The sequence below is a fragment of the Acidovorax sp. genome (genome assembly GCF_046294525.1).
Lineage (GTDB): Bacteria > Pseudomonadota > Gammaproteobacteria > Burkholderiales > Burkholderiaceae_C > Acidovorax.
Map to the genome: position 1 here is coordinate 46,097 of NZ_JBKBKQ010000024.1, position 24,906 is coordinate 71,002.

The window sequence follows — 24,906 nt, forward strand, 5'->3', positions numbered from 1 at the left end:
CGCCTTAGGGGGCTACCGCTCCGGTGCGATGTGTTCTGCGTAATCGTACAAGGCGCCCAAAATATCCTGCGTGCGCTCGTCGTCGGCCGTCTCCGAGAGTTCGTCGATTTCGGTGAAGAGTTGCTCCACCGTGCGCGCCCCGCCATGCCCGTCAAACAGGCAGGCAGCGCGGTGGGCCTCCCAGCGTTCCTGCTCATCGGGTGACAGCGTCTGCGGAAAGTTGCGCGCCCGGTAGCGCCACAGCAGCTCGGCCAGGCGCGGGTCGTCAAAGTTGGCGCGCGCCTGGGCCAGCTTGTCGCCGCTCTGTGTGCGCAGGTCGTTCAGTCGGCGGCGGTCGTTGTTGCCCACAAATCCGCCGTACAGGTCCTGGTCCACGTCCAGCGCGGGCTCTGCAGGGCGCGCAAACACCGCCGGCCAGATGCCGCTCATGTCGGGCAGGCTGCGCGCTACCTCGGCGTGCTGCGCCGCCTGGGCCAGGTCGATGCCCCAGCGCTGCGCCAGCGCGGGTGTGAGCGTGTTCACATTGCCCACCACCATGGGCGACTTGTTGAGGTGGATGGTCTTGATGGGCAGGCGCGTGACGCCCTCGGGCAAATCGGCCGCGCGGGTGAACATGCGCAGGCGCAGGTCGTCCACGTTCAGCGTGGCCAGCTCGCGCGGGTCTTGGGCCAGGTCCCAGGCGATCAGCTCGTTCTTGTTGGTGGGGTGGCTGGCCAGAGGCCACATCACGGCCAGGCAGCCACGCTCCACTGGGAACATGCCGGAGACATGCAAAAAGGGCCGTGCGGTGGCCGAGGTGGCGGGCAGCCGCAGTTCCGCGGCCACGCGGTCCTTCTTGTGCAGGCTGAGCGCAAAGTCAAACAGCTTGGTGTTGTGCTGGCGGATGAGGCGTGCCAGCGCAATGGTGGCGCGCACGTCCGACAGCGCATCGTGCGCGGCCTCGTGCACCAGACCGTTGGCTTTGGAGAGGTGTTCGAGCTTGAAGCTGGGCGTGCCGTCTTCCTTCTTGGGCCACTGGATACCGTCGGGCCGCAGCGCGTAGGTCATGCGAACCACATCCAGCAAATCCCACCGGCCGCACTGGTTTTGCCACTCGCGCGCATACGGGTCGATGAGGTTGCGCCAGAACATGAAGCGCGTGATCTCGTCGTCAAACCGAATGGTGTTGTACCCCACGCCGATGGTGCCGGGCTGGGCAAACTCGGCCTCGATGCGGGCGGCAAACTGGTGCTCGGGCAGGCCCTTTTCCAGGCACAGCTGGGGTGTGATGCCGGTAATGAGGCAGGACTGCGGGTCCGGCAGGTAGTCGTTGGCCGGCTGGCAGTAGAGCATCAGCGGATCGCCGATCTCGTTCAGCTGGGCATCGGTGCGGATGGCGGCAAACTGCGCGGGCCGGTCGCGCCGCGTGTTGGCGCCAAAGGTTTCGTAGTCGTGCCAGAGGAAGGTATGTGCGTGCATGGCGAACGGGCGAGAACAGCCATCAAATGTAACCTGTTTTGAAGTCTTTTTGGCCTCTAGCGCATATCCATCAAGCGCTAGCAGCTATCAAAAACATAGTGCAACACACAGACACAGGGGACATGGGCGGGCACGGGACAATGCACCCATGTCTGCATTCACCCCCCGCCTTCGCCGCCCCGCACTGTGGCCGCTGGCAGCAGCGCTGGCCCTGTCGGGCTGCGCATCGGCCAGCGCACCCGGCCCAGCCACTTCGACACCAGCCCCCAGCAGTTCCACGCCCCCTCCCGCTTCTGCCGATGCCCAGCAGCGGGCAGACTTTGCAGCCTGGCGCGCCGGTTTCGCCCAGCAGGCGCTGGCCGCAGGCATCCGCCCGGACACCCTGCGCGACGTGCTGGGCCAAGCCCAATGGCTGCCCCGCGTGGTGGAGTTGGACCGCGCCCAGCCCGAGTTCACACGCCCGCCATGGGCCTACCTGGACAGCGCAGCCTCGCCCCAGCGCATTGCCAACGGCCAGGCCAAGCGGGTCGAGCACCAGGCCGCGCTGGACGCCGCCGCCGCGCGCTATGGCGTGCCCGCGCCGGTACTGACGGCCATCTGGGGCCTGGAGAGCAACTATGGGCAGAACTTTGGCAGCTTCCGCACCGTGGACGCGCTGGCCACGCTGGCCCACGAGGGGCGCCGCCGCGCATGGGCAGAGGGCGAGCTGGTGGCCGCCCTGCGCATCGTGGACCAGGACCACATCGGCGCCGACCGCATGATGGGCTCCTGGGCCGGCGCCATGGGCCACACGCAGTTCATGCCCACGGTGTTTCTGGCCTACGCGGTGGATGCCGACGGCGACGGCCAGCGTGACATCTGGGGCAGCATCCCGGACGTGGCGGCATCCACCGCGCACTTCCTCGCCCGATCGGGCTGGCGCAGCGGCGAGCCCTGGGGCGCAGAGGTGCGACTGCCTGCGGACTTTGACTACACGCGGGCCGAGCTCAGCGTGCGCCAGGGCGCGGCGCAGTGGGCAGCAGAGGGTGTGCAGGCGGTGGAGGGCCAGAAGACCTTGCCCACGCTGGCCGAAGCGTCCATCCTGGCCCCGGCCGGCGCGCGCGGACCCGCCTTTCTGGTGGGACCCAACTTTCGCACCCTGCTGCGCTACAACAACGCGGTGAACTACGCGCTGGGCGTGGCGCTGCTGGCGCAACAGATCGACGGCGGGCCGGGCGTGGTAGCCGCCTGGCCGCGCGACCTGCAGCCCCTGTCGCGTGAGCAGGTACGCACCCTGCAGACGGCGCTGAACGAGCGCGGCTTTGACACCGGCAAGCCCGACGGCGTGGCCGGCCCCGCCACGCGCGCGGGGCTGCGACGCTACCAGCAGAGCGTGGGCGTGGTGGCGGACGGCTACCCGACCCTCGAGCTGCTGGAGCGGCTGACTGCGCAGCCCTGAACTTCGCTGCGCTTACCTTGTGCGCATGAACCCTCAGGGCGTGACCAGCCCGTCCATGCGCACCACCTCAAAATGCCGGCCCAGCACCTGCCGCAGTTCGGACTTGAGGCGGTCGTTGTTCCAGCGCTCATCCGGCGCGCCGCTCAAGAACCAGTTGGATCCGTTGTCGGCCACCATCATCCCGTGCGTCTTGAGCGCGGTGAGGATGGCACGGCTCTCGGCGGAGAAGCCCTCCGGGATCACATAGCTGGCCTTGAGCCGCACGCGCATGCCCATGGGCGGCAGGTTGGCATGGGTGCTGCTGGAGGCCCAGTGTGTGGCAGGCGGCACATAGGCACGGCGGGTCTGGCTGACGGTGAAGCGCAGCGCATGCCGGATGCCGCCCGGGCCGCGCGACGCCTCGTCATACCGCACCAGACCCGGAAATATCGGCAGGCCGGCCGCGTCGGCGCTGGTCCAGCGCGGCTGCGCCGTGGGCCGCACGTTATTGCTGTCGAGGTGGAACACGGCGCCGCCGGAGGTGCGCCAGCTGCCGTCCGGCTGCGGGTAGCTGTTGCCCGTCTCGTACAGGCGGTTGTTGTCGCGGTCAATCACTATCACATGGCGGTCGCCGGTGCTGGTCGGGCCGCCTTCGATGGGGGCGTTGGGCGGGATGGGGTACGGCCCCGGGTCGCTTTCGGCCCCATAGTCGGTAAACACCACCGGCACGCGCGGCTGGCTGCCCTGCACCACCACGTAAGGAATGCCAATGGGCGCGCCCTCCCACAGGCCCGAGCCAAAGTCAGGGAACAGGCCGCGGTCCAAGCCAATGCTGGCGATCAGGTTGTCGGAGTTGGGATCGACTGGGCGGGTGCTGATATCGGTGTTCCACGCGTTGTCAGCCGGAAAAGGTACTGCGCCGTTCAACGACGCGCCCACCCCGAGTGACGCGCCCCGCAGATCGCCGAAACTGGCGGTGACCGGTGCCGGCGCTGGCGCTGGGGCCGGTGCAGCCGGTGCGGGGGCGGGCGCCCCGGGTGCCGGGCTGGGTGCGGGTTCTGACTCGCCACCCCCGCCGCCGCCACAGGCCGCCACCGTGGCGCACAGGCTGATGATGGCAATGCTGCGCTGGATGCTCGCAAGACGCGCCGCTCGCACGCGCTGCACGGGGTGAATTCGGGGAAGGGACAGCGTCATGGCGCGCCTTTCGTGGAGAAAGCGCGCAGTATGAATCGCAGCGCCGCGCCACGGGCAGGTGGCGCCGTGCAGAACTGTTCACAAACGTATCCGCGTGGTGGACCTTGTCGTTACCCGCTAAAAAATTCGCAGCACCTCGCGCCTGCATGCTTTCCCTTCCGGCTCATCTGATATCCAGATGATTCTCCAGCAAGCGCGAGCAGCTATAAAAGTGAGAGCAGAGCAAAAAATAAGCCGACCGTCACACGGACGGTCGGCTTGGGTTAAGAAGCCCGGAAGGGCAGCGGCTGGCCTTTCAGCCCGCCCCGCACCCATCCTGGATTTTTCAGTCGGCGGTGGCTTCTTCCGGCTCCGCGGGTTCGGACTTGGCGGCGCGGTCCTTCTTGGGTAGCGGCTGGATGTCCAGGAGCACCTCGGGGGTTTCCACGCCCTTGTCGTCGGTCTTCATCTCGATGTCCACCGTCAGGCGCCCACCTTCGGTAAGGCGACCAAACAGCAGCTCGTCGGCCAAGGCACGACGGATCGTGTCCTGGATCAGGCGCTGCATCGGGCGTGCGCCCATGAGCGGATCGAAACCCTTCTTGGCCAAGTGCTTGCGCAGAGCGTCGGTGAAGGTGACTTCGACCTTCTTCTCGGCCAGTTGCGTCTCCAGCTGCAGCAGGAACTTGTCCACCACGCGCAGGATGATCTGCTCATCCAGGGCCTTGAAGTTGACGATGGCATCCAGCCGGTTCCGGAATTCGGGCGTGAACAGGCGCTTGATATCGCCCATTTCGTCGCCCGCCTGACGCGGGTTGGTGAAGCCAATGGTCGCCTTGTTCATGGTCTCGGCGCCCGCGTTCGTGGTCATGATGATGAGCACGTTGCGGAAGTCCGCCTTTCGGCCGTTGTTGTCCGTCAGCGTGCCATGGTCCATGACCTGCAGCAGCACGTTGAAGATGTCCGGGTGCGCCTTCTCGATCTCGTCGAGCAGCAGCACCGCGTGCGGCTTCTTGGTGATGGCTTCCGTCAGCAGACCACCTTGGTCGAAACCGACATAGCCTGGAGGCGCGCCGATGAGGCGGCTCACGGCGTGGCGTTCCATGTACTCGGACATGTCAAAGCGGATCAGCTCGATGCCCATGATGTAGGCCAGCTGTTTGGCCGCTTCGGTCTTGCCAACGCCGGTGGGGCCGCTGAACAGGAACGAGCCGATCGGCTTGTCACCCTTGCCCAGACCCGAGCGCGCCATCTTGACGGAGGAAGCGAGCACTTCAAGCGCCTTGTCCTGGCCAAACACCACGCTCTTGAGGTCACGCTCCAGCGTCTGCAGCTTGCTGCGGTCGTCGTTGCTGACATTGGCGGGCGGGATGCGCGCGATCTTGGCCACGATCTCCTCGATCTCGGCCTTGCCAATGGTCTTCTTGCGCTTGCTGGGCACCAGGATGCGCTGCGCGGCACCGGCCTCGTCGATCACGTCGATGGCCTTGTCGGGCAGATGGCGGTCGTTGATGTACTTGGCGCTGAGTTCCGCTGCCGCCTGCAATGCCGCAGCCGCGTACTTCACGCTGTGGTGCTCTTCGAAGCGGCTCTTGAGGCCCTTCAGGATGTCGATCGTCTCAGCCACGCTGGGCTCGACCACGTCAACCTTCTGGAAACGGCGTGACAGCGCGGCATCCTTTTCGAAAATGCCACGGTACTCGGTGAACGTGGTCGCACCGATGCACTTGAGCTGGCCACTGGACAGCGCTGGCTTGAGCAGGTTGGACGCATCCAGCGTACCGCCCGACGCCGCGCCCGCACCGATGAGGGTGTGGATCTCGTCGATGAACAGGATGGCGTTGGGTTTGTCCTTCAGCGACTTGAGCACGCCCTTGAGGCGCTGCTCGAAATCACCCCGGTATTTGGTGCCCGCCAGCAGCGCGCCCATATCAAGCGAATACACGGTGGCCTCGGCCAGGATCTCGGGCACGTCGTTCTGGGTGATGCGCCAGGCCAGGCCCTCGGCAATCGCAGTCTTGCCCACACCGGCTTCACCCACCAGCAGCGGGTTGTTCTTGCGGCGGCGGCACAGGATCTGGATCGTGCGCTCGACCTCGTAGTTGCGGCCGATCAACGGGTCGATCTTGCCGTCCTTAGCCGCCTGGTTCAGGTTCTGGGTGAACTGCTCCAGCGGCGAGGCTTTTTCGTTGCGCTCGCCGCCTGCGCCCTCTTCGCCTTCAGCCTGGTTGTCGGCCTTGGCGGGTTCTGGTGGCTCGCCTTTCTTGATGCCGTGGGCAATGAAATTGACCACGTCCAAGCGCGTGACTCCCTGCTGGTGCAGGTAGTACACGGCGTGCGAATCTTTCTCGCCAAAGATGGCCACGAGCACGTTGGCACCCGTCACCTCTTTCTTGCCGTTGCCCGTGGACTGCACGTGCATGATGGCGCGCTGGATCACCCGCTGGAAGCCCAGCGTGGGTTGTGTGTCCACCTCGTCGGTGCCAGCGACCTGGGGTGTGTTGTCTTTGATGAAGTTCGACAGCGATGAACGCAGATCATCGATGTTGGCCGAACAAGCGCGCAGCACCTCCGCTGCGCTGGGGTTATCGAGCAATGCAAGCAACAGATGCTCCACGGTGATGAACTCGTGGCGCTGCTGACGGGCCTCAACAAAGGCCATGTGCAAGCTGACTTCCAGTTCCTGGGCAATCATGTGAACTCCTTTGTGCTTGCGTGGAAGGGATAACTTTAAAGTCGGATCAAAAACCTGTTATTCAACAGGTTCACTGACACATTGCAGTGGGTGGCCCGCCTTCATGGCGGCGTCAAGCACTTGCTCCACTTTGGTGGCTGCCACGTCGCGGGTATACACGCCGCAGACGCCTTTGCCATCGAGGTGGATCTTCAACATGATCTGTGTGGCTTGTTCTCGGTCCTTGCTGAAAAACTCCTGCAAAACCACGATGACAAACTCCATGGGCGTGTAGTCATCGTTGAGCATGACCACCTGGTACATCTGGGGCGGCTGGGTCTTCTGGGTGCGCCTCTCCAGCACGACCGAACCGCCATCATCCCGCGCTGGCCGGGTAACCGGCGGCGCGGTGGGGGGTGAAGGTGGTTTTGTTGCCATGAAAATCATTCTAGCGACCCCGACCGGGGCCTGCCGCAGAAGAAGTTGGGCGTTGGCCCGGTATTTTCAACCCACGCGGCAGCGAACCCAATTGCACGCCCCTTCTACTCGTAAACCACCGTGGTGGCACCGCTGCCGGCTTGCGCCGCCCATGCCGCCAGAGCTGCGTCCGAAGGGAAAAAACGGGCGTTTTCGCCCAGTTGCAGCTCGGCCACAGCCGCAACGTCGTCGGCCTTGCAGCGCACGCCCATGCGCACACGCAGCCCGTGCACCAGCTCGCCCTCTTCCAGTTCTTCGCGGCGCGGGGGAAACTCCCTCACCAGCCGAGGCACATCCGGCGCGGTGTCGCCCACCATCACGTGCAGATACTTGCCAAAGCGGCAGCGCGCGCCCGCCATGTCCCACACCTGCTGCACCTTCACGCGCAGGCCGCCGCTGAAGTGGTCCAGCTGCAGGCGACCCATCATCACCACAAACTCATCTTCCTTGAGCTGGTTGCGGTAGGTGTTGATGAGCGCCTCGTCGGCGGATGCCTCGATGACAGCGGACTTGTCGTCCAGCTTGAACAGGGCCAGTTTGCCCCGCTGCCCGTTGATGACTCGGAAGTCGCTGATGATGCCGGCCAACACCTGCGGCTCGCGGCTGTCGAGCAGCTCGTCGATCTGAGTACGTACAAAGCGGCGCACTTCCGTGGCCACCTCGTCGAACAAATGGCCCGACAGGTAGAAGCCCACGGCCGTTTTCTCCAGCGTGAGCCGCTCCTTGATGCCCCAGGGGAGCGCTTCAACCAACTCGGGCTCCTGCGTGCTGGAGCCATGGGTGTCGTCACCCATCATGTCGAACAAGCCTCCCTGATTCACATTGGCCAGGCTGGCCGCTGCAAAGTCAAAGGCCCGGTCGATGGATGCCACCAGCGCCGCGCGGTTCATGTTGATGGAGTCAAACGCGCCCGCCTTGATCAGCGCCTCCACAGTGCGCTTGTTCATGCGTGCCTTGTCAACGCGCAGGCAGAAGTCGAACAGGCTCTTGAACGGGCCCTTCGTGGAGCCGTTCGGCCCTTCGCCGCGCCCCTCGCGCGCGGCCACAACGGCTTCAATGGCCTGCTGGCCCGTGCCCTTCACGGCACCCAGGCCGTAGCGGATGATCTTGTCGGTGACGGGCTCGAAGCGGTACATGCCGCGATTCACATCCGGCGGCTCAAACGTCATGCCGAAGTTCTTCACCGCGTCTTCGTACAACACCTTGAGCTTGTCGGTGTCATCCATTTCCACGGTCATGTTGGCGCAGAAGAACTCGGCCGTGAAATGCACCTTGAGCCAGCCCGTGTGGTAGGCCAGCAACGAGTACGCAGCAGCGTGCGACTTGTTGAAGCCGTAGCCCGCGAACTTCTCCATCAGGTCGAACACCTCGTCGGCCTTTTCTTGGCTGATGCCTTTCTCTGCCGCCCCCTTGCGGAAGATCTCGCGGTGTTCGGCCATCTCCTCGGCCTTCTTCTTGCCCATGGCCCGGCGCAGCATGTCGGCGCCGCCTAGGCTGTAGCCCCCCAGCACCTGGGCGGTCTGCATCACCTGCTCCTGGTACACCATGATCCCGTAGGTTTCCGCCAGCACGGGCTCGACCAGGGGATGCGGGTACTCCACTGGCTCCTTGCCGTGCTTGCGGTTAACGAAAGTCGGGATCAGGTCCATGGGGCCTGGCCGGTACAGCGCGTTCAGGGCAATCAGGTCCTCCAGGCGGCTGGGCTTGGCCTCTTTGAGCATGCCCTGCATGCCCCGGCTTTCAAACTGGAACACGGCCTCGGTGAGTCCGTCCTGAAAAAGCTTGTAGGTCTTGCCATCATCGAGCGGCACGGTCTCGTACGTGAAGTTCTCCTGACCCTTGTGGCGCTTCATGATGAATTCGCGCGCAATCTCCAGGATGGTGAGCGTGGCCAGCCCCAAGAAGTCGAACTTCACAAGGCCAATGGCCTCCACATCGTCCTTGTCGTACTGGCTCACGGCCGATTCGCTGCCGGGCTGCTGGTACAACGGGCAAAAATCGGTGAGCTTGCCCGGCGCAATCAGCACGCCCCCGGCATGCATGCCGATGTTGCGCGTCATGCCTTCGAGCTTTTGCGCCATCTCGATGACAGTCTTGACGTCTTCTTCCTTGCGCACACGCTCGTAGAGCATGGGCTCAAGCTCCAGCGCATAGTTGTTCTTGTCGCCCTCTTTTTTCACCTCGGGCGGATACTGCAGCGTGTACGACATGCCCGGCTTGCCCGGCACCAGCTTGGAGATGCCATCGCAGAACGTGTAGCTCATGTCCATCACGCGGCCCACGTCGCGGATGGCGGCCTTGGCGGCCATGGTTCCGAAGGTGGCGATCTGGCTCACGGCGTTCTTGCCGTATTTGTCCTTCACGTAGTCGATCACGCGGTCGCGGTTGCCCTGGCAGAAGTCGATGTCGAAGTCGGGCATGGACACCCGCTCGGGGTTCAGGAAGCGCTCGAAGAGCAGGTTGTATTCCAGCGGGTCCAGGTCGGTGATCTTGAGTGCGTAGGCGACCAACGAGCCCGCACCCGAGCCACGCCCCGGCCCCACCGGGCAGCCGTTATTCTTGGCCCACTGGATGAAGTCACCCACGATGAGGAAGTAGCCCGGGAACCCCATCTTGAGGATGGTGCCGATCTCGAACTCCAGCCGCTCCACGTAGCGCGGGCGCTGCTTTTCGCGCTCGGCCTCGTTGGGGAACAGCAGCTTCAAGCGCTCTTCCAGCCCTTCAAACGACGCGTGCCGGAAGTACTCGTCGATGGGCATGCCGTTGGGCGTGGGAAAGTCGGGCAATTGCGGCTTGCCCAGCACCAGCGTGAGGTTGCAGCGCTGCGCAATCTCCACCGTGTTCTCCAGGGCCGAGGGCACGTCTGCAAACAGCGCCTGCATTTCGGCCGACGACTTGAAATACTGGTCGCGCGTGAACTTGCGCACCCGGCGCGGATTGGCCAGGATCTCGCCTTCTGCAATACAGGTGCGGGCTTCATGGGCTTCGTAGTCGTCGGGGGTCGCAAACTGGACAGGGTGGGTCGCTACCACCGGAAGGTTCAGGCGTGCTGCCAGTTGCGCGGCTGCGGTTACATGGCTCTCATCGTCCGCGCGCCCCGCGCGTTGCAACTCGATGTAAAAGCGGTGCGGGAAAATCCCCGCCAGGCGCAGCGCCAGGTCTGCAGCCCCTGCGTCGTCGCCCTTCACCAATGCCTGTCCCACGGCGCCAGCCTGGGCGCCAGCGAGCGCAATCAAGCCCTCGGACAGCTCGTGCAGCCAGTCCCACGTGCACAGCGCCAAATTTTTAACCACATTGCGCGTCCACGCACGGGCCAGAAGTTCCGACAGATTGAGATAGCCCTGGCGGCTTTGCACCAGGAGGATCATGCGGGAGGGCGGTGCGCCTGCTTCGCCCTCCAGGAAAATCTCGGCGCCCAGAATGGGCTTGACGCCCTTGCCCCGGGCCTCCTTGTAAAACTTGATGGCGCCAAACAGGTTGTTGAGATCGGTGATGGCCAGCGCAGGCTGGCCGTCTTTTGCGGCGGCCTTGGCCACCTCATCGATGCGGTTGGTACCGTCAACGACGGAAAATTCAGTGTGCAGGCGCAGATGGACAAACATGCCGGACATTGTAGAAAGCCCGCCCGTCCCTACTCCTCCTCCTGTTGCCCTCTGGAGCGGCGGCGCCAGCTACAGGTGCATCCGTGCCGCCGGTACAATGGCCCGCGTGCCCGGGGCGCCGCCGCACAGACCGATTTGCAGCCGCTGCAAACGGGGCCGCCCCTCTGTCCCGTTGATTTCCATTTGCTGAAAGCTGCCTGCAATGCTGCGTGCTCCTCTGCCCCTCATTTCCGCCCTGCTCATCGCCGGCCTGCTGGCGGGTTGCTCCAGCACCTCTGTGGACAAAACAGCCGGCTGGAGCCCCAATCGCATCCACTCCGAAGCGCAGGACGAAATGAACAGCGGTGCCTACGACAAGGCCGTGCCGCTGCTGGAGAAACTGGAGGGCCGCGCAGCAGGTACGCCACTGGCGCAGCAAGCGCAGATCGACAAAGCCTACGCCCAATACAAGGCCGGCGAAAAGGCCCAGGCCATCGCCACGCTGGACCGCTTTATGAAGCTGCATCCCGCCAGCCCCGCGCTGGACTACGCCCTGTACCTCAAGGGGCTGGTCAACTTCAACGACAACCTGGGACTGTTCTCGTTCATCTCGCGCCAGGATCTGTCGGAACGCGACCAGAAAGCCGCCAAGGATTCGTTTGAATCGTTCAGCGAACTGGTCACGCGCTTTCCTGACTCACGCTACGCGCAGGATTCGCGCCAGCGCATGACATACATCGTGAATTCGCTCGCGCAGTACGAAGTGCACGTGGCGCGCTACTACTACCAGCGCGGCGCCTATGTGGCGGCCATCAACCGTGCGCAGGTGGCGCTGGCCGACTACCAAGGCGTGCCCGCCCTGGAAGAAGCACTGTACATCCTGATCCAGTCGTATGACGCGCTGGGCATGACACAGTTGCGCGACGACGCACGCCGCGTGATGGACACCTCGTACCCACAAAGCGAAATGGTGCGCGGCGGCTTCAAGGGCAAGGCAGATCCGTGGTGGAAGTTCTGGTAAGCGCCCGCAGCGCCTCTTCAAAATCTTCAGGCGCTTCCAGGCGCCGCATGGGCGGCAACGCCGCCAGCAGCCGCTTGCCGTAGCCCATGGTCACAAGCCGCTTGTCTCCCACCACCAGAATGCCTCGGTCAGTCTCGTGGCGTATCAGACGGCCCGCACCCTGCTTTAGCGCCACAGCAGCCTCAGGCAACGCATAGGACTTGAACGCCGAGCCTCCCGCATCTTCGATCTTTTGCGTACGCGCCTCTACCAGCGGGTCGCCCGGCGGGGGAAACGGAAGCTTGTCTATCACCACCAGTTGCAGCGCATCCCCCGGCACGTCAAAGCCCTCCCAGAACGTGGCCGATGCCACTAGCACGCACCCGCGCCGGCCCTGGTCGCTGCCCTCGCGGAACCGTTCCATCAGCCTGCGCTTGGGCCATTCGCCCTGCATCAGCACTTCCAGCCTGCCAGTGCCGCCTACCGTGCTACGGAGTGCGTCGCCCACGGTGCGCAGGGCCTTGAGCGTGGTGGTCAACACCAGCGTGCGTCCACCCAACTGCAAGGCCGCTGGCCCCACCCATTGCGCCAGCGCTGCGCTGTGGGTCGGGTCGGCAGGCGACGGCAGGTTGCGCGGCACATACAGCGCGGCCTGGCGGGAATAGTCGAACGGACTGGCCACGCGCAAGATGCGCGCGTTCTGCAGGCCTGCACGCTGCGTAAACCAGGTGAGACCTTCATCGTCGCCCAGCGTGGCGGAAGTGAATATCCAGGCCCTGCTTGCAGCCGAGGGGGATGCTGCGGCCGGATCCTCAGGCCAGCCGTCCTGGTCCGCTGCGGGCATGGGGGGAGCACCCAACAGGCGGGTGCGCATGACCTCGGCGATGTCCAGGGGCGACTCGACCAGCCGCACCTGAAGCCCGACATCCACCCACCGCACGCCCTCGGCGCTTCCTTCACGGGTAAACCGCGCCAGCCGCGCCAGCAGTTCCTTGCAGCGCTCGTACAGACGCACGAAGTCCGGCGCTATCTCGCTCACCGTGTCCAGCGCGTCCAGGGCCTGAGTACAGGCCTCGGCCACACGCCCGAGGGCACTGCGCCAGGCAACACCGTCCACGCCGTCAGGGTACTCGCCGGTCCAGCGGAGTTTGACGCCGCCGCGCGCTTCGCCAGCGGCCAGGCGCAGGTCTTGCGCGGCCTGCTCTACAGCGCGTGCCAGGCCCAGCCAGTCCGCCATGCCACGCGCGTGCTGCAGCCCCACCGCCAGCAGGTCCCGGCCCAGGTCCAGCAGTTGTCCGGAGCTCAGTTGGAGACCCATGAACTGCACACCGGTTTCGTTGATCCGATGCGCCTCGTCAAACACCACCACCCGCACGGTGGGCAACAGCTCGGCCATGCCGGATTCGCGCACCGCCACGTCCGCAAAGAAGAGATGGTGGTTGATGACCACGATGTCGGCAGCCAGCGCTTCGCGGCGGGCCCGGTGAACGTGGCATTCACGGAACTGCGGGCACTGCGAGCCCAGGCAGTTCTCACGGGTGGAGGTGATCAGGGGAATCACGGGCGAGCGATCGTCCAGCCCCGTCAGTTCCGCCAGATCGCCCGTAGTGGTGGATTGCGCCCAGGTCTCGACCTTGCCAAGCACGCGCGCCACCCCAGGCTGGCCCGCCTGTGCATCCTGACGGGCCCGCTCCAGGTGATGCAGACACAGATAGCTGGCGCGCCCCTTGAGCAGGGCCATGCGCACCGGCAGCCCTAGCGTGCGCGCAAGCCGCGGCAGATCCCTGGAATACAGCTGGTCTTGCAGCGCCTTGGTGGCGGTGGACAGCAGCACGCGCTCACCGCTGAGCAGGGCCGGAACCAGGTACGAGAAGGTTTTGCCCACACCCGTGCCCGCTTCCACCACCAGGGCGCCCCCTTCCTCCATCGTGCGGGCCACCGCGACGGCCATTGCGGTTTGTCCTTCCCGCGGCTGAAACTGGGCATCCGCCCGGGCGAGAACGCCGTCGGGTGCGAACACCGCTTGCACCATGTCCGCAAGTGCCATCAGGCGGCCCCGGCTTGCGCACGCACGTGCAAGTACACGCAACACCGGCCCACCCCAGCGGTGTGGGTCTTCAGGTGAGCGCGACGCTTGCAGCAGGCTGTCCACGCAGTGGCGGATGAGAAATCACCGCGCCGTGCGGGACGGAAGGAGGATATGTGGGAGTCAGTCAAACGGGGTCAGGGCCAAGGGCGCTGCGATGGCGAAAATGCGACAGGCGGGCGGATAATACGCGCTTGGCCCGCCGCTTCGGTGGGCGTTTGCGCACGCGCGCTCCACAATCACCAGCATGACCAAAGCGTTCCGCCTCATCGCGTCCACCGGCATCCACAAGGGCGACCGGGAATACCAGCAAGACCAGGTGGCCCTGATCGCACACCCCCGGCACAACGGTTGCGTGCTGGGTGTGGTGGCAGACGGCATGGGCGGTCGCAGCGGGGGCCGCAAGGCGTCCGACCAGGTGATGATGACAGCGCGCCAGCTGTTCGAGCGCTATTCACCCGACACCGACGACCCGGTGGCCATGCTCAAGAGCATGGTGGAAGAAGCCCATATCGTGATTCGCCTCACGGCCATCTCGTCGGAGCAGGAGCCGCACAGCACCATCGCCGCCTTCCTGATCAACCCGCGTGGCGACTGCCACTGGGTGCATGCCGGCGACTCGCGCATCTACCACTTTCAAGGCTCGCGTCTGGTGTCGCGCACCAGCGATCACTCCTACGTGCAGGCCCTGGTGGACCGCGGTGAGCTGACAGAGGCCGAGGCCAATAACCACCCGCACTCCAACATCCTGGTGGGGTGCCTGGGCACTGAAAGCGACCCGCCTGTTACGACGCACATCATTCCGCAGCTGCAACCCGGCGACGTGCTCATGGCGTGCAGCGATGGCGTGTGGCACTACTTCTCGCCCACCGAGCTGGGTTCGGTGGTGGACTCCCTCTCGCCCCGCGAAGCCACGGAGTTCCTCATCGAAAAAGCGCGTACGCGGGCGCGAGGCGGCGGCGACAACCTGTCGCTCGTGATCGTGAAGATCGAGGCGCTTGTCGAAGAGAAGAAGGTGGCTCGCCTCACCACGGCCTAGCTACTGACAGAGCCTGATGCACATGGGGCTGGACCCCACCGGCGACGGGCCCTGGATGGAGCGCGATCTCCTCAGCGCGCTGCCGACGCAGCTGGCAATGGCGCAGCGGGCAATGGCGCAGCAGGTACACGACCCGCTGACGCAGCATCTGCGCGGGCCTTCTCCACCCGGGCGCGGCGCTCGTCGGCCGCCCTGAGCGCCTCAGCCTGCCTAGCCCGAGCCTTGGCGGCGCGCTCGGCGTTGTCGGCATTCCGCGCCAACTGCTCCTGGGCCTGCGCCTGCACCCTGTCGCGTTGGGCCAAGGCGCGACGCTCGGCATCCTGGTCCTTCTGGGCCTTGATTGTCGCAGCGTCGGCGGCACGGCTGGGATGGCGCAAGGTGGTCCCGGGCACTCCCCCGGCGGCAGACGCAGCCGACGACACAGCGCCCTGTTTCTCTTCAATGGCACGCAAACGCTCCGCCGCTTTCTCCTTGCGCTCCGCATCGTTCAGGGCAATTTCGCGGTTGCGCAAGCGGGTCTCCGCATCGCGGACCTGGGCGCGCACGCCGCGCAGACAATCCTCCACCGAGAACTTCTGATAGCAGACCGCCTCGTCGCGCTGGCGCTGGGTTTGCAGGGCCGCCCGCTCCGCGCGGATGCGCTCATGCTCTGCTTTGCGCTGCGCCGATGCCACTTCCAGGGGGGTGGCCTCTTGTTCGGATGTTTGGGCGGTCGCTGCCTGCACGGACGGCAGCGCCGACAGCAAAGCCAGCACAACAGCGAGCACGCAAGCAGGCGCGCCAGCAGGCAACAAAGCCTTCCACCATCGCGGCACGGGCGCCGGGATGTACAGAGCAACGTGTCGCTTATGCAGGTTCATGTGAGCCCCGTGTCCACCATGCGGCGCTCCAGCGCCAGGAATTCTTTGGACTGCATCTCATTGAGCCGCGACACCGTGCGCGGAAACTCGTGGGCCAGCGGGCCTTCGGTGTACAGCTTCTCGGGCGGGACGGCGGCCGACATGATGAGCTTGACGCGCCGGTCGTACAACACGTCTACCAGCCAGGTAAAGCGGCGCGCCGGCGACGCCATGCTGACCGGCATGTGCGGGACATCGGAGAGCAGCACGGTGTGGAACTGCGTGGCGATCTCCAGATAGTCGTTCTGCGAACGCGGTCCGCCGCAGAGCGTTCTGAAATCAAACCACACCACGCCACCAGCCTTGCGCCGCGCGCGAATCTCGCGCTGCTCGATATGCAGCACAGGGTCTTCCTCGTGCACCTCGGCCAATTGGTCAAAGGCCTGGTTCATCTCGGCGTCGGCCTCGGGCCCCAGGGGGGTGTGGTAGAGCTTCACGTGCTCCAGCGTGCGGCGCCGGTAGTCGGTGCCGTTGTCCACGTTCACGACCTCCAGCCGTTCGTTGAGCAGCGCAATGGCCGGCAAAATGCGGTCGCGGTGCAGGCCGTCAGGATAAAGCTCGTCCGGTTTGAAGTTGGAGGTGGTGACAAAGCCCACACCGTTATCAAACAGCGCGGCCAGCAGCCGGTGCAGGATCATCGCGTCGGTGATGTCCGCGACGTGGAACTCGTCAAAGCAGATGAGCTTGTAGCGCTTGGCAATGCGCGCGCCCAGCACGTCCAGCGGGTCCACGGTGCCTTGCAGCCCTGCCAGCTCGCGGTGTACTTCGCGCATGAACTCGTGAAAGTGCAGGCGCACCTTGCGCTTGAGGGGGACGGCATCGAAAAAGCATTCCATGAGGAAGCTTTTCCCGCGCCCTACCCCGCCGTACATGTACACGCCTCGGGGTACCTCGGGGCGGTTGATCAGCTTCTTGAGCGCATTGGACCGCCGCGCTTTGTAGGCTGCCCAGTCGTCAGCGCAGCGCTGCAGCGCATCCACTGCCCGCAGCTGGGCGGGATCGCTTTTGTAGCCCTTGGCGGCCAATTCGGCCAGATACGCCTGTTTGACAGTCACGAAATCAGCACTCTAAAACTATGATTTTGATAGCTGCTAGCGCTTATCCAGCAAGCGCTAGAGCCTGTTTTTATCCAAAATCAGAAGTTCAGAGTGCGCTTGTCCACCGCCAGGGCCGCTTCCTTGGTGGCTTCAGAGAGCGACGGGTGCGCGTGGCAAATGCGCGCGATGTCTTCGCTGCTGGCCTTGAACTCCATGGCCACCACGGCTTCGGAGATCAGCTCGCTGGCCTGCGGGCCCACGATGTGCACGCCCAGGATCTCGTCGGTCTCGGCATCGGCCAGCATCTTGACCATGCCGGTGGTGTCGCCCAGCGCGCGCGCGCGGCCGTTGGCCAGGAACGGGAAACTGCCGGCCTTGTACTTGACGCCGTCGGCCTTGAGCTGCTGCTCCGTACGTCCCACCCAGGCGATCTCTGGGCTGGTGTAGATGACCCAGGGAATGGTGTTGAAGTTGACGTGACCGTGCTGGCCAGCGATGCGCTCGGCCACGGCAACGCCTTCTTCCTCGGCCTTGTGCGCCAGCATCGGGCCGCGCACCACATCGCCAACGGCCCACACGCCGGGCAGGTTGGTCTTGCAGTCGCCGTCCACCACGATGGCGCCGCGCTCATCGAGCTGCAGGCCGACGGCTTCGGTGTTCAGCCCGATGGTGTTGGGCACGCGGCCGATGGAAACGATGAGCTTGTCCACGTCCAGCGACTGGGCTTCGCCCTTGGCGTTGGTGTAGGCAATGCTCACACCCTTCTTGCCGGTCTTGATCTCGCCGACCTTCACGCCCAGCTCGATCTTCAGGCCCTGCTTGTCGAAGGCCTTCTTGGCTTCCTTGGCGATCTGCTCGTCCACCGCACCCAGGAAGGTCGGCAGGCCTTCCAGGATGGTGACTTCAGCACCCAGGCGGCGCCACACCGACCCCATTTCCAAGCCGATCACGCCCGAGCCAATCAGGCCGAGCTTCTTGGGCACGGCGCCCACACGCAGAGCGCCGTCGTTGGAGAGGACACTCTCTTCGTCGAAGGGCACGCCAGGCAGCGCACGGGCGTTGGAGCCCGTGGCGATGATGATCTGCTTGGCCGAAAGCGTTTCTTCGGCGGCGCCGGTCACCTTGATCTCATACCCGCCTTCAGCGGCCTTCACGAAAGAACCGCGGCCGTGGAAGAAGCTGACCTTGTTCTTCTTGAACAGATACAGGATGCCGTCGTTGTTCTGCTTCACAACGGTGTCCTTGCGGGCAATCATCTTGGCCACGTCGATCTTGACGTCACTGGCCGTGATGCCGTGCTCGGCAAAGTGTTTGTTGGCGTGCTCGAAATGCTCGGACGATTGGAGCAGCGCCTTGGAGGGAATGCAGCCCACGTTGGTGCAGGTGCCACCGGGTGCGGGGCCACCCTTCTCGTTCTTCCATTCGTCGATACAGGCCACATTGAAGCCCAGCTGGGCTGCGCGGATGGCGGCGATGTAGCCGCCGGGGCCGCCACCGATGACGATCACATCAAATTGTTTGCTCATGGGAAATCTCGTTCAGTCTGTTGGAGAAAGACCCACCGGCGGGCAGGACCAGAGGCCGGGCCACGCGGGTGGGTCGATGCAGTCAGTGGATCAGATGTCGAACAGCAGGCGCGATGGGTCTTCCAGCGCGTCCTTCATCGCCACCAGGCCCAGCACGGCTTCGCGGCCGTCGATGATGCGGTGGTCGTAGGACATGGCCAGGTAGTTCATCGGGCGGATCACGATCTGGCCGTTCTCCACCACGGCACGGTCCTTGGTGGCGTGCACGCCCAGGATGGCCGACTGGGGCGGGTTGATGATGGGGGTGGACAGCATGGAGCCGAACGTGCCGCCATTGGATATGGAGAACGTGCCGCCGGTCATTTCTTCAATGCCCAGCTTGCCTTCGGCAGCCTTCTTGCCGAACTCGGCAATCTTCTTCTCGATGTCGGCGAAGCTCATCTGGTCTGCATTGCGCAGGATGGGCACCACCAGGCCGCGGGGCGAGCCCACGGCGATACCGATGTCGAAGTAGCCGTGGTAGACGATGTCGTTGCCGTCCACCGATGCGTTCAGCACGGGGTACTTCTTCAAGGCGTGCACAGCAGCCTTGACGAAGAAGGACATGAAGCCCAGCTTGGTGCCATGTTCCTTGGTGAAGCTGTCCTGGAACTTCTTGCGCAGGTCCATCACCGGCGCCATGTTCACTTCGTTGAACGTGGTCAGGATGGCGTTGGTCGACTGCGACTGCAGCAGACGCTCGGCCACGCGGGCGCGCAGACGGCTCATGGGCACTCGCTGCTCGGGGCGGCCGCTCAGGTCTTCCTTGCCGGCGGGCGCTGCTACCTGGGGCAGTGCCTTGGTGGGCACGCCGGTAGGGATCACGCTCGGAGCCGCGGCAGCCTTGGCGCCACCGGCCACGGCAGACAGCACGTCGCCCTTGGTCACGCGGCCGTCCTTGCCCGTGCCGGCCACGGCCGATGCGGACATGTTGTTCTCTGCCAGCAGCTTGGCAGCGGCGGGCATGGCCACATCGCCCTTGGAGCCACCAGCGGCGGCAGGCGCTGCAGCAGGTGCAGCGGCAGCGGGGGCAGGTGCGGCAGCGGCAGGGGCGGATGCGGGCGCAGCGGCACCGGCCTTGCCCTCGGTGTCGATCTTGGCGATGAGCTGGTCGGCCACTACGGTGGCGCCGTCGCCCTGGATGATTTCGGCCAGCACGCCAGCCGACGGTGCGGGCACTTCGAGCACAACCTTGTCGGTTTCGATCTCGATCAGGATTTCGTCCACCGCCACGGCCTCACCGGCCTTTTTCTTCCAGGTCAGCATGGTGGCCTCGGCCACGGATTCGGACAGCTGGGGGACTTTGACTTCTACGATAGCCATTTTGAATTCTTTCAGTAGGGTTCTGTTCTGTGTTCGTTCGGGTAGCTGGCCTTACTTGGTCAGGACAAAACCCTTGAGCTTGGCGAATGCAGCATCCACCAGCGCCTTTTGCTGCTCCTGGTGCAGGTGGGCATACCCCACGGCGGGCGATGCGGAGGCCGCGCGGCCGGCATAGCCGAGTTTTTGACCGTCAAGCATGTTCTCGTGGATGTTGTGCTGAATGAAGAACCAGGCGCCCTGGTTCTGCGGCTCGTCCTGGCACCACACGATGTCCGTGGCGTTGGGAAACCGCTTCAGCTCGGCAGCAAAAGCCTTGTGCGGGAAAGGATAGAGCTGCTCGACGCGGATGATGGCGACGTCGTCGTCCTCACGCTCAGTGCGTTTCTTCACCAGGTCGTAGTACACCTTGCCGGAACAGGCGATCACGCGCTTGACCTTCGCGGCCTTCTTCACGATGGCCTCGTCCTGCTCAGGGATCACCGTCTGAAAGCTGCCCTTGGTGAACTCGGACAGCGGCGAGGTGGCGTCCTTGTTACGCAGCAGCGACTTGGGTGTCATGATGATCAGCGGCTTGCGCAGGTCGCGCACCATCTGGCGGCGCAACACATGGAAGATCTGGCTGGCCGTGGTGGGCTGCACGATCTGCATGTTGGCGTCGGCGGCCAGCTGCATGAAGCGCTCCAGGCGGGCCGAGCTGTGCTCAGGACCCTGGCCTTCATAGCCGTGCGGCAGCATCAGCGTAATGCCGTTCACCCGGCCCCACTTCACTTCACCCGACGCGATGAACTGGTCGATCACCACCTGGGCGCCATTGGCGAAGTCGCCGAACTGGGCTTCCCAGATCACCAGGGTGTTGGGGTCGTTGGAGGCGTAGCCGTATTCAAACGCCAGCACAGCCTCTTCAGACAGGATGGAGTCGATCACGACAAATGGGGCCTGGTTTTCGGCCACGTTGGCCAACGGAACATAGGTCCCTTCGTCCCATTTCTCACGCTTCTGATCGTGAATCACCGCATGGCGGTGCGTGAACGTACCGCGGCCGCAGTCTTCGCCGGACAGGCGCACAGGGTAGCCGCTGGCCACCAGCGACGCAAAAGCCATGTGCTCGCCCATGCCCCAGTCCACAGGGATCTCGCCACGGCCCATGGCCGCGCGGTCGTCGTACACCTTCTTGACCAGCTGGTGCGGCGTCACGCTTTCGGGGATCGTCGTGATCTTCTCGGCCAGGCGTTTCCACTCGGCCAGGGGGATGGCCGTGTCGCCAGCGTCCGTCCACTTTTTGCCCAGGAAAGGGCTCCAGTCCACGGCGTACTTGCTCTTGAAGTTGGTCAGCACAGGGTCCACCGTGTGCTTGCCCGCGTCCATGGCGGCGCGGTAGGCCTTGACCATGTCATCGCCCAGGGTCTCGCCCAGTCCTTGCGTAGCGAGCTTGTCGGCGTACAACTTGCGCGTACCGGGGTGTTGGCCAATCTTCTTGTACATCAGCGGCTGGGTGAGCGCGGGCGTGTCCTGCTCGTTGTGGCCAAGCTTGCGGAAGCAGATGATGTCCACCACCACGTCTTTCTTGAACTCCATGCGGAATTCCAGGGCGAGCTGGGTGGCCAGAACCACAGCTTCCGGATCGTCGCCATTGACGTGCAGCACCGGCGACTCGACCATCTTCACGATGTCAGTGCAATACAGCGTAGAGCGCGCATCGCGCGGGTCGGACGTTGTGAAGCCGATCTGATTGTTGATGATGATGTGCACCGTGCCGCCGGTGGAGTAGCCACGGGTCTGGGCCAGCGCCAGAGTTTCCTGGTTCACACCCTGGCCGGCAAAGGCGGCGTCGCCGTGCACCAGCACGGGCAGAACCTGCTTGCCATGGGGATCAGCGCGGCGGTCCATGCGGGCACGCACAGAGCCTTCGACCACGGGGTTCACGATCTCCAGGTGAGAGGGGTTGAATGCCAGCGACAGGTGGACCGGGCCGCCGGGGGTCGTCACGTCGGAGCTGAAGCCCTGGTGGTACTTCACGTCGCCCGAGGGCAGGTCTTCCGGGGCAGTGTGGTCGAACTCGGCAAACAGGTCCTTGGGCATCTTGCCCAGGGAGTTCACCAGCACGTTCAGGCGGCCGCGGTGGGCCATGCCAATCACGATTTCCTGGACGCCCTTGGCGCCAGCGGACTGGATCAGTTCGTCCATGGCGGCGATGAAGCTTTCGCCCCCTTCAAGGGAGAAACGCTTCTGGCCGACGTACTTGGTGTGCAGGAAGCGCTCCAGGCCTTCAGCAGCCGTAAGGCGGTCCAGGATCTGCTTTTTCTTTTCTGCGCCGAAATTGGGTTTGCTGCGAATGGTTTCGAGCTTTTCCTGCCACCAGCGCTTTTGGTTCTGGTCAGTGGCATACATGTATTCGGCACCAATGGAGCCGCAATACGTTTCGCGCAGGGCATTGATCAGTTCGCGCAGAGTCATGGACTCTTTGCCGAAGAAGGTGTTGCTGGTGTTGAACACCACTTCCTGGTCGGCATCGCTGAAGCCGTAGAAAGACGGCTCCAGCTCGGGGATGGCGGGTCGCTCGGTGCGCTTGAGCGGGTCCAGGTCGGCCCAGCGTTGACCCACATTGCGGTATGCGGCGATCAACTGCTGTACCGCAGTGCGTTTGCGGCCCAGTTCGGAATCCGCGCCGGTAGCCACGACCACCTTGGTGCCGCCCTGCTTGGCACGCTCGGCGAAGGCATTGATGACGGGCAGGTGGGGAACGTCCTTGGCATTGCTGCCGTCCACCGCAGGCACATTTTGAAGTGCGTCAAAGTACTCGCGCCAGTTGTCTGGCACGCTACCCGGGTTGGCAAGGTAGTTTTCGTACATCTCTTCGACATACGGCGCATTGCCGCCGAAGAGATAGGTGTTGCCTTGGTAGGCTTGATAGACGGATGTCATATCGCTCATATTCCGCTGACCTCCGCTTTCCTTAGGAAAGCATTAGCTGGTTGAGAAACCTTCCGCGACACGGCTGAACCGATTGGCGGATGCGACTGTGGCTGGGGAAGGGCCTTGGGTTGCGACCGCCATTGTGCCATTGAACGCAGGCCCGCCCAAACTGCAGGACAACGTGAAAGCCGGCCCCCAGCAAAAATCAGGTCTGATTGGGTGCGGCTGGCGCCTGCCCGCCCCTTGGCCTCGCGTACATTCCGGGTATTCGATTGCCAGGCCACCTCATGACATCTCCGACCGTCCAGAACAAAGCCTTCCTGATCCTGCTGATTCTTGTCACCCTCGCGTTTGGAGCCATCCTGTGGCAGTTTCACGGTGCCGTTTTCTGGGGAGTCGTACTGGCCATCCTGTTTGCCCCTCTGCACCGCAAGCTGCTGGGCCGCATGCCCCGGCGGCGCAACCTGGCGGCACTGTGCACCCTGGGGCTGTGCCTGATTGTGGTCATCCTCCCCATGAGCGCGATCACCGTGTCCCTAATCCAGGAGGCCACGGCCATCTATGACCGCGTGCGTTCGGGCCAACTCAATTTCGGGCTGTACTTTCAGCAAGTGATAGCCGCCCTGCCCGAATGGGCCGTCAACCTGCTGGACCGCCTGAACCTGACCACCATCGGCGAACTGCAGCAGCGGTTTTCGTCCGTGGCCGTTCAGGCCAGCCAGTTTGTCGCCACGCAGGCCCTCAGCATCGGCCAGAACACGCTGCAGTTTGTGGTGAGCTTCGGCATCATGCTGTACCTGCTGTTTTTCCTGCTGCGCGATGGCTCACGACTTGCACTGCGCATCGGCCAGGCCACGCCGCTGGACGAGGCGCACAAGCGGCAGCTGGTGGATAAATTCACCACTGTGATCCGGGCCACCGTGAAGGGCAATATCGTAGTGGCAGCGTCTCAGGGCGCGCTGGGCGGCATGATCTTCTGGATTCTGGGCATTCAGGGCCCCGTGCTCTGGGGCGTTCTGATGGCGTTCCTGTCCCTGCTCCCAGCCGTAGGCGCGGGGCTCATCTGGGTTCCTGTTGCGATCTACTTTCTGGCCACCGGCGCCATCTGGCAGGGTCTGGTGCTCACGGCCTTCGGCATTTTTGTAATAGGCCTCGTCGACAACATCCTTCGCCCCATCCTGGTGGGCAAGGACACCAAGATGCCGGACTATGTGGTGCTGATCTCCACCCTGGGCGGCATGTCCATCTTCGGGCTGACCGGGTTCGTGATCGGCCCGGTGATTGCAGCCCTGTTCATGGCTTGCTGGGACCTGTTCTCTCCCGCGCCGCCCGAGATCACATCATCCCCGCGTTGAACAAGGCGGTTGCTCGGCCGCGCAATTGCACGGGCAGCCCCGTCACGTTGTTGGGGTAACCCAAAAACAAAAGCCTCCGAAAGGAGGCTTTTGAATGGAAAGGGTGGTAGGACGTACAAGATTCGAACTTGTGACCAACGGATTAAAAGGGGCCTAAAAACCCTTATTTTTCAACAACTTAGCTCGCCTTCGCTCGCCAACTACCGCCGTCGCGCGCCACTATTGTCACGCCTCTGGTTATCCGATCTAAGTCGGCAATCGGCCACTAGCAGTCGGTGGCGGCAGGTGAAAGCTGGCGCTCAACGCTCACGGTAAGCCGCGCCGGAGTGCGAAGCACGGAGGGCACCCACAAGCGGAGCTTGTGGGCGTCGGCTTGACCAACCGGTTAGGCTGGTGGCTGATGCTTGAATGGTTGCGCCGCTCATTGTGTTGCCCGTTCTATGGGAACTCACTCTAATGGCAAATTATAGAGGTGACGGAGTTAAAACCAATGGCTCCTCATTTGCTCCAAGAAAGTCTTAGTAATTGAAAATCCAGAAGATGATCCGATGACTGAGTCGATGCCGCATACGGGACATATTGCTGTTGTCCCTGCATCATTTTCTTGTCCATCGGGCGTCTCTGGAGGCCAGTCAATCCACTCCTTGATTGCCGTTGGGGCGAATGTGGCCAAGCAGTAAAAGCAACCGCACTTCTCACTGCTCGCCAGCTCCGGGCGATGATTGGAGGAACGCTTGTGTGCTGCGATGACATCTGACATGGCAATGGCTGCTTGTTATGAGAGGCCTAACGAATGAAAGGGACTTCCCCGTCCCGAGTGAACCGCACAGTTGCGCAATACGGCATCCAGGTGCCACGATGGGAAGTTCGATCTCTCATCAACTCACTCGTTTGTTGGAAGGGGAA

Annotated in this window: 15 protein-coding genes; 4 read left to right on the plus strand and 11 right to left on the minus strand. The window is 63.8% G+C overall.

What is annotated here, in order from left to right:
- Positions 1-12: 12 nt before the first annotated feature.
- A complete protein-coding gene (gene sbcB, locus ACK4HJ_RS18595) occupies positions 13-1,458 on the minus strand; it encodes an exodeoxyribonuclease I (RefSeq protein WP_409834324.1) in 1,446 nt (481 codons plus the stop codon).
- Positions 1,459-1,606: 148 nt separating this feature from the next.
- Here sbcB and ACK4HJ_RS18600 point away from each other — a divergent pair, with 148 nt between their 5' ends.
- Positions 1,607-2,896: a lytic murein transglycosylase gene (locus ACK4HJ_RS18600; protein ID WP_409834326.1), complete on the plus strand. Its 1,290-nt coding sequence runs from the start codon at positions 1,607-1,609 to the stop codon at positions 2,894-2,896.
- Between the two features lie 33 nt (positions 2,897-2,929).
- Here ACK4HJ_RS18600 and ACK4HJ_RS18605 read toward each other — a convergent pair whose 3' ends face one another.
- From ACK4HJ_RS18605 to dnaE, 4 genes are all read right to left on the minus strand, one after another.
- Positions 2,930-4,072 carry a hypothetical protein gene (locus ACK4HJ_RS18605; protein ID WP_409834328.1) on the minus strand — a complete coding sequence of 381 codons (1,143 nt, stop codon included), beginning with the start codon at positions 4,070-4,072 and terminating at the stop codon, positions 2,930-2,932.
- 325 nt (positions 4,073-4,397) lie between these two features.
- Positions 4,398-6,746 (minus strand): ATP-dependent Clp protease ATP-binding subunit ClpA, encoded by a 2,349-nt coding sequence (gene clpA / locus ACK4HJ_RS18610; protein ID WP_409834330.1) that lies wholly within the window; start codon positions 6,744-6,746, stop codon positions 4,398-4,400.
- A gap of 57 nt (positions 6,747-6,803) precedes the next feature.
- A complete protein-coding gene (gene clpS / locus ACK4HJ_RS18615) occupies positions 6,804-7,172 on the minus strand; it encodes an ATP-dependent Clp protease adapter ClpS (RefSeq protein ID WP_409834332.1) in 369 nt (122 codons plus the stop codon).
- Between the two features lie 95 nt (positions 7,173-7,267).
- Entirely contained in the window at positions 7,268-10,804 is a 3,537-nt protein-coding gene (gene dnaE / locus ACK4HJ_RS18620; protein ID WP_409834333.1) for a DNA polymerase III subunit alpha, read from the minus strand.
- 202 nt (positions 10,805-11,006) lie between these two features.
- On the opposite strand from dnaE, the gene ACK4HJ_RS18625 reads away from it, so the two are divergent.
- The gene (locus tag ACK4HJ_RS18625; protein WP_409834335.1) at positions 11,007-11,804 is read left to right on the plus strand and encodes an outer membrane protein assembly factor BamD; all 798 of its coding nucleotides are present in this window, start codon (positions 11,007-11,009) and stop codon (positions 11,802-11,804) included.
- On the opposite strand, the gene ACK4HJ_RS18630 is transcribed toward ACK4HJ_RS18625, so the two are convergent.
- Entirely contained in the window at positions 11,767-13,830 is a 2,064-nt protein-coding gene (locus tag ACK4HJ_RS18630; protein ID WP_409834337.1) for an ATP-dependent DNA helicase, read from the minus strand. The genes ACK4HJ_RS18625 and ACK4HJ_RS18630 overlap by 38 nt on opposite strands.
- Before the next feature lie 286 nt (positions 13,831-14,116).
- Between ACK4HJ_RS18630 and ACK4HJ_RS18635 the strand changes: the two genes are divergently transcribed.
- A complete protein-coding gene (locus tag ACK4HJ_RS18635; RefSeq protein ID WP_409834339.1) occupies positions 14,117-14,908 on the plus strand; it encodes a PP2C family protein-serine/threonine phosphatase in 792 nt (263 codons plus the stop codon).
- A 71-nt stretch (positions 14,909-14,979) separates the two neighbouring features.
- On the opposite strand, the gene ACK4HJ_RS18640 is transcribed toward ACK4HJ_RS18635, so the two are convergent.
- From ACK4HJ_RS18640 to ACK4HJ_RS18660, 5 genes are all read right to left on the minus strand, one after another.
- Positions 14,980-15,675 carry a hypothetical protein gene (locus ACK4HJ_RS18640; RefSeq protein WP_409834341.1) on the minus strand — a complete coding sequence of 232 codons (696 nt, stop codon included), beginning with the start codon at positions 15,673-15,675 and terminating at the stop codon, positions 14,980-14,982.
- An 89-nt stretch (positions 15,676-15,764) separates the two neighbouring features.
- Positions 15,765-16,862, minus strand: a complete 1,098-nt coding sequence (zapE, locus tag ACK4HJ_RS18645; RefSeq protein ID WP_409834343.1) for a cell division protein ZapE — start codon at positions 16,860-16,862, stop codon at positions 15,765-15,767.
- A gap of 80 nt (positions 16,863-16,942) precedes the next feature.
- Complete coding sequence (lpdA, locus tag ACK4HJ_RS18650) at positions 16,943-18,370, minus strand: dihydrolipoyl dehydrogenase (protein WP_409834345.1); 1,428 nt, start codon at positions 18,368-18,370, stop codon at positions 16,943-16,945.
- A gap of 90 nt (positions 18,371-18,460) precedes the next feature.
- Positions 18,461-19,732 carry a 2-oxoglutarate dehydrogenase complex dihydrolipoyllysine-residue succinyltransferase gene (gene odhB, locus ACK4HJ_RS18655; protein ID WP_409834347.1) on the minus strand — a complete coding sequence of 424 codons (1,272 nt, stop codon included), beginning with the start codon at positions 19,730-19,732 and terminating at the stop codon, positions 18,461-18,463.
- 51 nt (positions 19,733-19,783) lie between these two features.
- Positions 19,784-22,663 carry a 2-oxoglutarate dehydrogenase E1 component gene (locus ACK4HJ_RS18660; RefSeq protein ID WP_409834349.1) on the minus strand — a complete coding sequence of 960 codons (2,880 nt, stop codon included), beginning with the start codon at positions 22,661-22,663 and terminating at the stop codon, positions 19,784-19,786.
- Between the two features lie 269 nt (positions 22,664-22,932).
- Here ACK4HJ_RS18660 and ACK4HJ_RS18665 point away from each other — a divergent pair, with 269 nt between their 5' ends.
- Positions 22,933-24,000 (plus strand): AI-2E family transporter, encoded by a 1,068-nt coding sequence (locus ACK4HJ_RS18665; protein WP_409834350.1) that lies wholly within the window; start codon positions 22,933-22,935, stop codon positions 23,998-24,000.
- Positions 24,001-24,906: the final 906 nt, after the last annotated feature.

What these genes read in the sequence shown, in the direction of transcription:
- dnaE (WP_409834333.1), bottom strand. Translation starts at nt 10,804, where the DNA reads ATGTTTGTCCATCTGCGCCTGCACACTGAATTTTCCGTCGTTGACGGT.
- ACK4HJ_RS18660 (WP_409834349.1), bottom strand. Translation starts at nt 22,663, where the DNA reads ATGAGCGATATGACATCCGTCTATCAAGCCTACCAAGGCAACACCTAT.
- ACK4HJ_RS18630 (WP_409834337.1), bottom strand. Translation starts at nt 13,830, where the DNA reads ATGGCACTTGCGGACATGGTGCAAGCGGTGTTCGCACCCGACGGCGTT.
- sbcB (WP_409834324.1), bottom strand. Translation starts at nt 1,458, where the DNA reads ATGCACGCACATACCTTCCTCTGGCACGACTACGAAACCTTTGGCGCC.
- ACK4HJ_RS18625 (WP_409834335.1), top strand. Translation starts at nt 11,007, where the DNA reads ATGCTGCGTGCTCCTCTGCCCCTCATTTCCGCCCTGCTCATCGCCGGC.
- clpA (WP_409834330.1), bottom strand. Translation starts at nt 6,746, where the DNA reads ATGATTGCCCAGGAACTGGAAGTCAGCTTGCACATGGCCTTTGTTGAG.
- ACK4HJ_RS18600 (WP_409834326.1), top strand. Translation starts at nt 1,607, where the DNA reads ATGTCTGCATTCACCCCCCGCCTTCGCCGCCCCGCACTGTGGCCGCTG.
- ACK4HJ_RS18605 (WP_409834328.1), bottom strand. Translation starts at nt 4,072, where the DNA reads ATGACGCTGTCCCTTCCCCGAATTCACCCCGTGCAGCGCGTGCGAGCG.
- lpdA (WP_409834345.1), bottom strand. Translation starts at nt 18,370, where the DNA reads ATGAGCAAACAATTTGATGTGATCGTCATCGGTGGCGGCCCCGGCGGC.
- clpS (WP_409834332.1), bottom strand. Translation starts at nt 7,172, where the DNA reads ATGATTTTCATGGCAACAAAACCACCTTCACCCCCCACCGCGCCGCCG.
- ACK4HJ_RS18635 (WP_409834339.1), top strand. Translation starts at nt 14,117, where the DNA reads ATGACCAAAGCGTTCCGCCTCATCGCGTCCACCGGCATCCACAAGGGC.
- odhB (WP_409834347.1), bottom strand. Translation starts at nt 19,732, where the DNA reads ATGGCTATCGTAGAAGTCAAAGTCCCCCAGCTGTCCGAATCCGTGGCC.
- ACK4HJ_RS18665 (WP_409834350.1), top strand. Translation starts at nt 22,933, where the DNA reads ATGACATCTCCGACCGTCCAGAACAAAGCCTTCCTGATCCTGCTGATT.